At 62.0% G+C, this 9,039-nt stretch carries 9 protein-coding genes; 6 read left to right on the forward strand and 3 right to left on the reverse strand.

The annotated features are described in order from the left end of the window. Window positions 1-1,952 (forward strand): AsmA family protein (locus WBB95_RS03970; protein WP_424486398.1); only part of this gene is annotated, 1,952 nt, incomplete at its 5' end. Between the two features lie 224 nt (window positions 1,953-2,176). On the opposite strand, the gene WBB95_RS03975 is transcribed toward WBB95_RS03970, so the two are convergent. Further along, entirely contained in the window at window positions 2,177-2,707 is a 531-nt protein-coding gene (locus WBB95_RS03975; RefSeq protein ID WP_424486399.1) for a ferritin-like domain-containing protein, read from the reverse strand. 98 nt (window positions 2,708-2,805) lie between these two features. After that, entirely contained in the window at window positions 2,806-3,705 is a 900-nt protein-coding gene (locus tag WBB95_RS03980) for a LysR substrate-binding domain-containing protein (RefSeq protein ID WP_424486400.1), read from the reverse strand. A gap of 136 nt (window positions 3,706-3,841) precedes the next feature. Between WBB95_RS03980 and WBB95_RS03985 the strand changes: the two genes are divergently transcribed. Both WBB95_RS03985 and WBB95_RS03990 read left to right on the forward strand, forming a co-directional pair. Further along, entirely contained in the window at window positions 3,842-4,483 is a 642-nt protein-coding gene (locus WBB95_RS03985) for an FMN-dependent NADH-azoreductase (protein WP_424486401.1), read from the forward strand. A gap of 93 nt (window positions 4,484-4,576) precedes the next feature. Continuing rightward, window positions 4,577-5,467: an esterase/lipase family protein gene (locus tag WBB95_RS03990; protein WP_424486402.1), complete on the forward strand. Its 891-nt coding sequence runs from the start codon at window positions 4,577-4,579 to the stop codon at window positions 5,465-5,467. Window positions 5,468-5,651: 184 nt separating this feature from the next. On the opposite strand, the gene WBB95_RS03995 is transcribed toward WBB95_RS03990, so the two are convergent. Then, window positions 5,652-6,539 carry a DMT family transporter gene (locus tag WBB95_RS03995; RefSeq protein WP_424486403.1) on the reverse strand — a complete coding sequence of 296 codons (888 nt, stop codon included), beginning with the start codon at window positions 6,537-6,539 and terminating at the stop codon, window positions 5,652-5,654. 97 nt (window positions 6,540-6,636) lie between these two features. On the opposite strand from WBB95_RS03995, the gene WBB95_RS04000 reads away from it, so the two are divergent. The 3 genes from WBB95_RS04000 (at window position 6,637) to WBB95_RS04010 (ending at window position 8,926) form a co-directional block, all read left to right on the forward strand. Beyond that, window positions 6,637-7,425, forward strand: coding sequence for an AraC family transcriptional regulator (locus tag WBB95_RS04000; protein ID WP_424486404.1), 789 nt, complete (start codon window positions 6,637-6,639; stop codon window positions 7,423-7,425). Window positions 7,426-7,496: 71 nt separating this feature from the next. Then, a complete protein-coding gene (locus tag WBB95_RS04005; RefSeq protein WP_424486405.1) occupies window positions 7,497-7,808 on the forward strand; it encodes a PsiF family protein in 312 nt (103 codons plus the stop codon). A 104-nt stretch (window positions 7,809-7,912) separates the two neighbouring features. Next, window positions 7,913-8,926 (forward strand): AI-2E family transporter, encoded by a 1,014-nt coding sequence (locus WBB95_RS04010; RefSeq protein WP_424486406.1) that lies wholly within the window; start codon window positions 7,913-7,915, stop codon window positions 8,924-8,926. Window positions 8,927-9,039 lie beyond the last annotated feature (113 nt).

A 9,039-nucleotide genomic window follows, 5' to 3' on the forward strand; every position in this document is an offset into this window, starting at 1 on the left:
ATGCCAAGGTCTCCGAAGAGCTGCATCGTCCCTTTGCCATCAATGGCAACCTGGCTGTGGTGTGGGCGCGGGAGCCGGATGAAGGCGGCTGGCGCGCGTGGGTGCCGTGGCCTCATGTGATTGCCGAAGACCTGAGCCTGGGCAACCCCGAGTGGTCGAAAAAACCGCAAATGGTCACGCTCAAAAAAGTCGAACTGCGCATTTCGCCCCTGGCCTTGCTGGTGCAGCGCGTGGTGATCCCGCGTATTGACCTTACCGAGCCGAGCGCCGACCTTCAGCGCCTGGCCGACGGTCGCGCCAACTGGACCTTCAAATTCGACCCCAAAGACCCGAATGCCGAACCTTCCAGCTGGGTGGTGGACATCGGCGCGATCGGCTTCGACAAGGGCCACGTGACCCTCGACGACCAAACCCTCAAGACCCAGCTCGATGTGATCATCGACCCGCTGGGCAAGCCGATCCCGTTCGGCGAAATCGTTGGCGACGCCGACGCCAAGAAAGCCCTGGAAAAAGGCGCCGCGCCTCAGGACTATGCGTTTGGCCTCAAGGTCAAAGGCCAATACCACGGCCAGAAACTCGACGGCACCGGCAAAATCGGCGGCCTGTTGGCCCTGCAGGACGCGGCCAAGCCGTTCCCGTTGCAGGCCCAGGTCAAGATCGCCGACACCCGCATCGCCCTCGCCGGCACCCTCACCGACCCGCTGAACCTCGGCGCCCTGGACCTGCGTTTGAAGCTTGCGGGCGCAAGCCTGGGCAACCTCTACCCGCTGACCGGCGTCACCCTGCCGGATTCCCCGGCGTACTCCACCGACGGCCACCTGATCGCCAAGCTGCACGAGGCCAGCGGCGCCTCGTTCACCTATGAGAACTTCAACGGCAAAATCGGCGACAGTGATATCCACGGCAACCTGAGTTATGTCGCCAGTCAGCCACGGCCCAAGCTCAGCGGTGCGTTGGTGTCCAATCAACTGCTGATGACTGACCTCGCGCCCTTGATCGGGGCGGATTCCAACGCCAAGCAAAAAGCCCGTGGTGGCGAAAGCAAGCAGCCGGCGACCAAGGTCTTGCCCGTGGAAGAGTTCCGCACCGAGCGCTGGCGCGACATGGACGCCGACGTGGAATTCACCGGCAAGCGCATCGTGCACAGTGCCGACCTGCCGTTCACCGACCTCTACACCCACCTGGTCCTCAACGACGGCGAACTGAGCCTGGAACCGCTGCGCTTCGGCGTGGCCGGTGGCAAGCTGGATGCGCAGATTCGCCTGAATGGCCGTACCACGCCGATGGAAGGCCGCGCCAAACTGACGGCGCGCAACTTCAAGCTCAAGCAGTTGTTTCCGACCTTCGAACCGATGAAAACCAGCTTTGGTGAGCTCAACGGCGACGCGGATATTTCCGGGCGCGGCAACTCCGTGGCAGCGCTGCTCGGCACCTCCAACGGTGACTTGAAAATGCTCATCAACGACGGCGCCATCAGCCGTGGGCTGATGGAGATCGCCGGGCTCAACGTGGGCAACTACGTGGTGGGTCGCCTGTTCGGCGACAAGGAAGTGAAGATCAACTGCGCAGCGGCGGATTTCGGCATCAAGACTGGCCTGGCGACAACGCGCCTGTTCGTGTTCGATACCGAGAACGCGATCATCTACATCGATGGCACCGCGAACATGGCCACTGAACAGCTGGACCTCACCATCACCCCGGAATCCAAAGGCTTTCGCCTGTTTTCCCTGCGCTCACCGCTGTACGTCAACGGCCCGTTCATCAAGCCCAATGCCGGCGTGAAAGCCGTGCCGCTGATGCTGCGTGGCGCGGGCATGGTGGCGCTGGGCGTCATCGCCGGCCCTGCGGCCGGGTTACTGGCGCTGGTGGCACCCAGTGGCGATGAGCCGAACCAGTGTGCGCCGCTGCTGCAACAGATGAAGGAAGGCAAAGCCCCGAAGACCGTGAAGTAACTGACGGAACCGGGAACAAAAATGTGGGAGCTGGCAAGCCCGCTCCCATAGGGATTGCGGTGCTGGGGCAGGCAGCAACGGCGAAGGCTGACTGTCCAAACCGGGAACAAAAATGTGGGAGCGGGCTTGCTCGCGAAAGCGTTGGTTCAGTCGATATCTTCATTGACTGACACTACGCCTTCGCAGGCAAGCCCGCTCCCACATTGGGGTTGCGGTGCTACCTGTTACAGGTCTTGCAGAATATCCGCCATGTCATCGGCGTGTTCTTCTTCCTGGGCCAGGATCCCTTCAAAGATGCGACGCGTGGTCGGGTCTTTGTCGCCGATGTATTGGATGATCTCGCGGTAGCTGTCCACCGCAATTCGCTCGGCCACCAGGTCTTCGTAGACCATTTCCTTCAAGTTATTGCCCGCGACGTACTGCGCGTGGGAGTTCTTCGACAGCAGGTCGGGGTTGAACTCCGGCTCGCCGCCCAGTTGCACGATGCGCTCGGCCAGCTTGTCGGCGTGCTCGGCTTCCTGGGTGGCGTGCTCCAGGAACTCATCGGCGGCCACGCTGGCTTTCAGGCCGGTGGCCATGAAGTAGTGACGCTTGTAGCGCAATACGCAGACCAGCTCAGTGGCCAGCGAGGCGTTGAGCAGGCGGATGATTTCTTCGCGGTCTGCGTCGTAGCCTTCGGTGACGGCGCCGTTTTCGACGTTCTGGCGGGCGCGGCTGCGCAGGGTCGCAACGTCAGTCAAATGTGCTTCAGTCATCTCAATCTCCTGGTGCTAATCCGGTTTTGCGCCACGCTCTGCCGGCGTGATCGCTCCAAGTTGTGAGTGCTGCCTGACGCAAAAAGTTTTATCGGATTTCAAAGTGCATGGCCGGACAGCTTCGCCTCCTCCTGCACCCACTGGAAAAACACGCGCACTGGCGAATGCCGCTCGCGGCCCGGCACGCACAGCGCGCTGTAGCCGGCGCCATCCACCCGCACCTGCGGCCGATAGGGCACCAGCAGGCCGGCGGCAACGCTTTCCGACACGAGGATATTGCTCGCCAGTACCAACCCCTGGCCAGCAATCGCCGCCTGCAGCGCGTAGTGCTCTTCGTCGTATTCGCGCAGCAGCGAGGTGTGGGCCAACCAGCTCTCCCCGGCCTTTGCGCACCACGCTTGCCAGCCCAGCGCGTACAGATCGGAGTTGTGCCAGCGCACGCTGATCAGCGTCGGCACCTGGTTCTCGGCCCGCGCGACCTGTTCGGGGGAGCCATACACCGCAAACGATTCATCGAACAGGCACAGGCCGTACAAGTGCGGGTAGTCGCCCAGGCTGTAGCGAATCACCAGGTCGACACTCGCGTCCTGCTGCAGATCGACCACTTCGCAGCGGGTATCCAGGCGCAGGCTGATGTCGGGATGGGCGGCATAGAAGCGCCCCAGCCGTGGCACCAGCCAGAGCGCGGCAAAGGCCGGCGTGGTGGAGACGGTAAGCTGCCCGGCGCTGCGTTGCGGGCGCAGGGTGTCGAGGCTTTGCGCCACGTCGAGCAAGGCGCCATGCAGGCTGCGGAACAGCCGCTCGCCGCCCTCTGTGAGACGCACCTGGCGCGGCAGGCGTTCGAACAACGCAATGCCCAACCAGGTTTCCAGGCTGCGGATCTGGTGCGACACCGCCGTTGGCGTCACCGACAGCTCCTGGGCGGCCGCCTTGAAACTCAAGAGGCGCGACGCCGATTCAAAGGTACGCAGGGCAGTAAGGGGCAACGAGGCAAACATCTGGGCTCCATGGATGAAATAAACTCATCTCGATCAACTATTGCTCATTTGTCGGTCAGCCTGTGCAGCCCTAGATTGGCGAGCAAGAACGGCGACCCTTCAGGTCGCCTGAGTCTAACTCGTGAAGGTAGTACACATGAAAAAAATGCTTGTGATTCATGCCAGTCCGCGTGGCGAACGCTCCCACTCCCGGCGCCTCGCCGAATCGTTTCTGGACGCCTGGCAGGCCCTCAACCCCGAAGCCCAAGTGACCCGTCGTGAGGTCGGCCGGGCCTTTATTCCCCACGTCACCGAAGCCTTTGTGGCGGCGAATTTCTACCCTGAACCGCACGCCTTGCCGAAGGTCATGAAGGCCGACCTGCAACTGAGCGATGAATTGGTCGGCGAGCTCATCGACCATGAACTGCTGGTGATTTCCATGCCGCTGTATAACTTCGGCGTGCCCAGCGGTCTCAAGGCCTGGATCGACCAGATCGTGCGCATGGGCCTCACCTTCGACATCACCCAGGACAGCAACGGCATTGCGCAGTATCAGGCGCTGTTGAAGGGTAAAAAGGCGCTGATCATCACCAGCCGTGGTGGCAACGGGTTTGGCCCGGGCGGCGAGTTTGAATGGATGAACCATGCCGACCCGCACCTGCGCACGGTGCTCGGCTATATCGGTATCGACGACGTCAGCGTGATCGCCGCCGAAGGTGAAGAGTCGGACAAAAGTGTGTTCCAGCGCTCCTGTGAAGACGCCGAGCGCCAGCTGCATGACTTTGCCGGGCGCTTTTAAGGTGTCATGAGTTGGTCATGGGGCGGTCATGTCGATCCATGAAGCGCTGGTCTAGGATGGACTCATCGCTTTCCTGATCTGGATGTCTGCGCCATGCCCGATTCGCTCGCCACGCGTTACCCCTTGGTGCTGGTGCCCGGCATGTTGGGGTTTGTGCGCCTTGGGTTATTTACCTACTGGTACGGCATTGTCCCGGCGCTGCGGGCGGGCGGCGCGCAGGTATTTCCCGTGCAGGTGGCGCCGCTTGGTTCCAGCGAGGTGCGGGGTGAACAGTTGCTGGCGCAGATCGAGCAGATCCGCCGCGAGACGGGTGCCGACAAGGTCAACCTGATCGGCCATAGCCAGGGCGCGCTGACCGCGCGGTATGCGGCGGCCAAGCGCCCGGAATGGGTGGCGTCGGTGACGTCGGTGGCCGGGCCCAATCATGGTTCGGAGCTGGCGGACCATATCCACACCCATTACCCGGCCGGCAGTGTGAAAGGGCGCCTCATGAGTGCGCTGTTTCATCTGGTCGCCAGTGTGATGAGCCTGCTGGAGACTGGGTATCGCGGGCCGCGCTTCAAGGCGGACCTGCAGGCGTCGCATCAATCCCTGACCAGCGCCGGAGTGGCGCTGTTCAATCGCCACTGCCCACAAGGCTTGCCGCCCATGTGGGGCGGGCAGGGCGCCGAGGAGGTCAATGGCGTGCGCTATTACCCGTGGTCCGGCACCTTGCAGCCGGGCAAAACTGATCGCGGGCGCAACCTGCTGGATGGCACCCACCGCAGCTGCCGCCTGTTTGCCCGCAGCTTTGTGCGCGAGAAGGGCCAGTGCGATGGCATGGTGGGGCGCTACAGCTCACACCTGGGCACGGTAATTGGCGATGACTACGCGTTGGACCATTTCGATATCGTCAACCAGTCGGTGGGGCTGGTGGGCAAGGGTGCCGAGCCAGTTCGGTTGTTTGTGGAACATGCGCAAAGGCTTAAGGCTGCAGGGGTTTAGCCGGTGGACTGCGTTATCGTTCATCGCAGGCAAGCCAGCTCCCACAGTGGACCGGGTTCGCTTAGGCAAGCCAGCTCCCACAGTGGACCGGGTTCGCTCAGGCAACCCAGCGCCCACAGTGGACCGGGTTCGCTCAGGCAACCCGGCCCTCTGTGGGAGCTGGCTTGCCTGCGATAGCGGTGGTTCAGGCAACACTGACCTGACGGCGCACCGGTGCAGTCCAGCGCTCCGACAAAATAACCCCGCCCAGCGTCAGCAAGCCACCGACCAGGTGGTACATCGCCAACTCTTCCTTCAATACCACCGCTGCAATCAAGGCCGTAATCAACGGCAGCAGGTTGAAAAACAGCGTGGTGCGGCTGGGGCCGAGGGTCTTCACCGAATGCATCCAGGCCAGCGGCGCCAGCATCGAAGCCAGCAAGCAGGCATACAGCACCAGCGGGATGTTCGCCCAGCCCAGGCCGGCTTTTGCCGAAAACAGGAACAGCGGAAACAGCACCACCACCGCCACCAGCACCTGCAGATACAGCAGCACCAATGGCGGCAGGCGCAGTTGCCATTTTTTCAGCAGGGTGCTGTAGACCGCGTAGGCCAGGGTGGCGACCAGCATCATGCCGTCGCCCAGGTTGACCCCGTGTTGCAGCAAGCCGCCGAGGCTGCCCGCCGAAACCACCACCACCACGCCTGCGAACGACAGCACCGCACCGGTCAGCGCGCCGAAGGTCAGGCGTTGGCCGAGGCTGATGATGGCCGCCGTCAGCGCCATCAACGGCATCAGCGACAGGATGATGCCCATGTTGGTCGCCGTGGTGACCGTCGCGGCGTAGTAGGCCAGGCTTTGGTACACCGCCATGCCGAGCACGCCGAGGATGAAGATCTTGCCCAGGTTCGGGCGAATCAGCGCCCAATTGGCAATCACCGGCTTGAGCATGAACGGGGTAAACAGCAGCGCCGCCAGCAACCAGCGGTAAAAGCCGATTTCAGCGGGGAAAATCGAACCCACTGCGAGTTTGTTGACCACGGTGTTGCCGGCCCAGATAAAGATGGCCAGCAGGGGATACGCGTATTGCATCGAAAGAAACCAGGTGTGTTGATGAGGCGGGATTATCCCCTGTCTGGATAGAAGCCTATACTGCGATCCAGACAAACGACCTCTGTATCCAGACAACATGCCCCGACACACCGTACGCCTTGCCGATTTCCCCAGCCTGCCGAGCCCCGTGTACTTCCGTTACTCGGAATTTGCCCCGGACACCGAGTGCACACCGCACCAGCACTTCTGGGGTTCACTGGACTACTCGGCCAACGGCGTGATGCGCATGGAAGTGGCCGGCAGCCGCTTCATGTCGCCACCGCAATACGCGGTATGGATCCCACCCAATACCGAGCACAGCTCCTACAACGCCCAGGCGATTGTTTACCGCTCGGTGGGCCTGGCGCCGGCGCTGTGCGCGCAGTTGCCACAGTCGCCGTGCACCTTGGCGATCAGCGAGATTCTCAAGGCCATCCTCAGCGACTTCGCCCGGCGTGACGTCAATATTCCGCAGACCGAAGCGGACATTCGCCTGGCCAAGGTGCTGGTGGACCAGCTCAAACAGGCGCCGATTCACGACTGCTTCCTGCCCTACGCTCGCCACCCCGGCCTACTCGGCGTGCTGGAAGGCATGCAGGCTGAACCCGGCGACAACCGGCCCTTGGCGCACTGGGCCGAGCAGGTGCATGTCAGCGAACGGACCCTGGCCCGCCAGTTTGTGCGAGAACTTGGCATCAGCTTTGGCGAATGGCGTCAGCGCTTGCGTTACCTCGCCGCCATCGAAGCCCTCGACAGCCAGCACAGCGTGCAGCATGTGGCGTTCGACCTGGGCTACAGCACCGCGTCGGCGTTCATCGCGATGTTCCAGCGCCACGCCGGTTGCACCCCTGAGCAGTACCGTCGGTCGAATATTCGTGGCCGGTGACAGGTAACACGCTTTGACTACACTCCTGCGTAGGCTGTGCCCCTTCGGCACGGTAACAGGGAGAAAACTCCATGAAGATGCTGCGTATTCCGCTGTTGATGATGGGCTTGCTGTTGTGTTCCCAAGGCTTTGCCGCGACTGCTGCGCAGACGGCTCAGCAACAGAAAATGACCACCTGCAACGCCGACGCCAAAGGCAAGACCGGCGACGAGCGCAAAACATTCATGAGCACGTGCCTCAAGGCAGCTCCGGCGGCCAACGACGCCAAGACCCTGACGCCGCAGCAGCAGAAGATGAAAGACTGCAATGCCTCGGCGAAAACCAAGGCGCTGACCGGCGATGCGCGTAAAACCTTTATGAGCACGTGCCTTAAAGGTAGCTAAGCCCGCTCCCACATTGACGGTGTTTACAATAATCAGACCTCTCGCTTGATTCCCTCAAGGCTGGCAGACTGCCCATCCTTTAACGCCGTTCGTTTTGAGGCTGTATGCCAACGTTTTCTCAGCGTCACGTGTTGTTGCTGGTCAGTTGCGTCATCATTTTCGGTGGGTTATTGCTGGTCCTGCCGCTGAAGCTGCTGCCCAGCCTGTTGGCCGGCCTGCTGGTCTATGAACTGGTCAACATGCTTACCCCGCAGTTGCAGCGCTTGATCGAAGGCCGGCGTGCGCGTTGGCTGGCGGTGGCGTTGCTGGGCACTTTGATCGTCAGCGTGCTGACCCTGATCTTCGCCGGCGCCATCAGCTTCCTGCTCCACGAAGCGGAAAACCCCGGGGCGTCCCTGGATAAATTCATGGGTGTGGTTGACCGCGCGCGCGGCCAGCTGCCGCCGTTCATTGACGCCTACCTGCCCGCCAGCGCGGCGGAATTTCGCGTGGCCATCGGCGATTGGCTGAGCAAGCACCTGAGCGAACTGCAACTGGTCGGCAAAGACGCCGCCCACATGTTCGTCACCTTGCTGATCGGCATGGTGCTGGGCGCGATCATCGCCCTGCAACGCGTGCCCGACCTGACCAAACGCAAACCCCTGGCCGCCGCGCTGTTCGACCGCCTGCACCTGCTGGTCCAGGCCTTTCGCAACATCGTTTTCGCGCAGATCAAGATTGCTGCGCTGAACACGGCCTTTACCGCGATCTTCCTGGCTGTGGTGCTGCCGTTGTGCGGGATTCACCTGCCGCTGACCAAAACCCTGATCGTGCTGACCTTCCTGGTGGGCCTGCTGCCGGTGATCGGCAACCTGATCTCCAACACCCTGATCACCATCGTCGCGTTGTCGTTGTCGATCTGGGTGGCCGTCGCGGCGCTGGGCTATCTGATCGTGATCCACAAGGTCGAGTACTTCCTCAACGCGCGGATCGTGGGCGGTCAGATCAGTGCCAAGTCGTGGGAATTGCTGCTGGCGATGCTGGTGTTCGAAGCCGCATTCGGTTTGCCGGGCGTCGTGGCAGGGCCGATTTACTATGCGTATTTGAAGAGTGAGCTCAAGCTCGGCGGGATGGTGTAAGCCTTATTGCGAGGACGAGCACAGCCTAATGTGGGAGCGGGCTTGCTCGCGAAGACGATGTGTCAGTTGATGGATATATCAGCTGAGCCACCGCCTTCGCGAGCAAGCCCGCT

It is taken from the genome of Pseudomonas sp. (genome assembly GCF_049645325.1).
In the GTDB taxonomy this organism is placed as follows: Bacteria; Pseudomonadota; Gammaproteobacteria; order Pseudomonadales; family Pseudomonadaceae; genus Aquipseudomonas.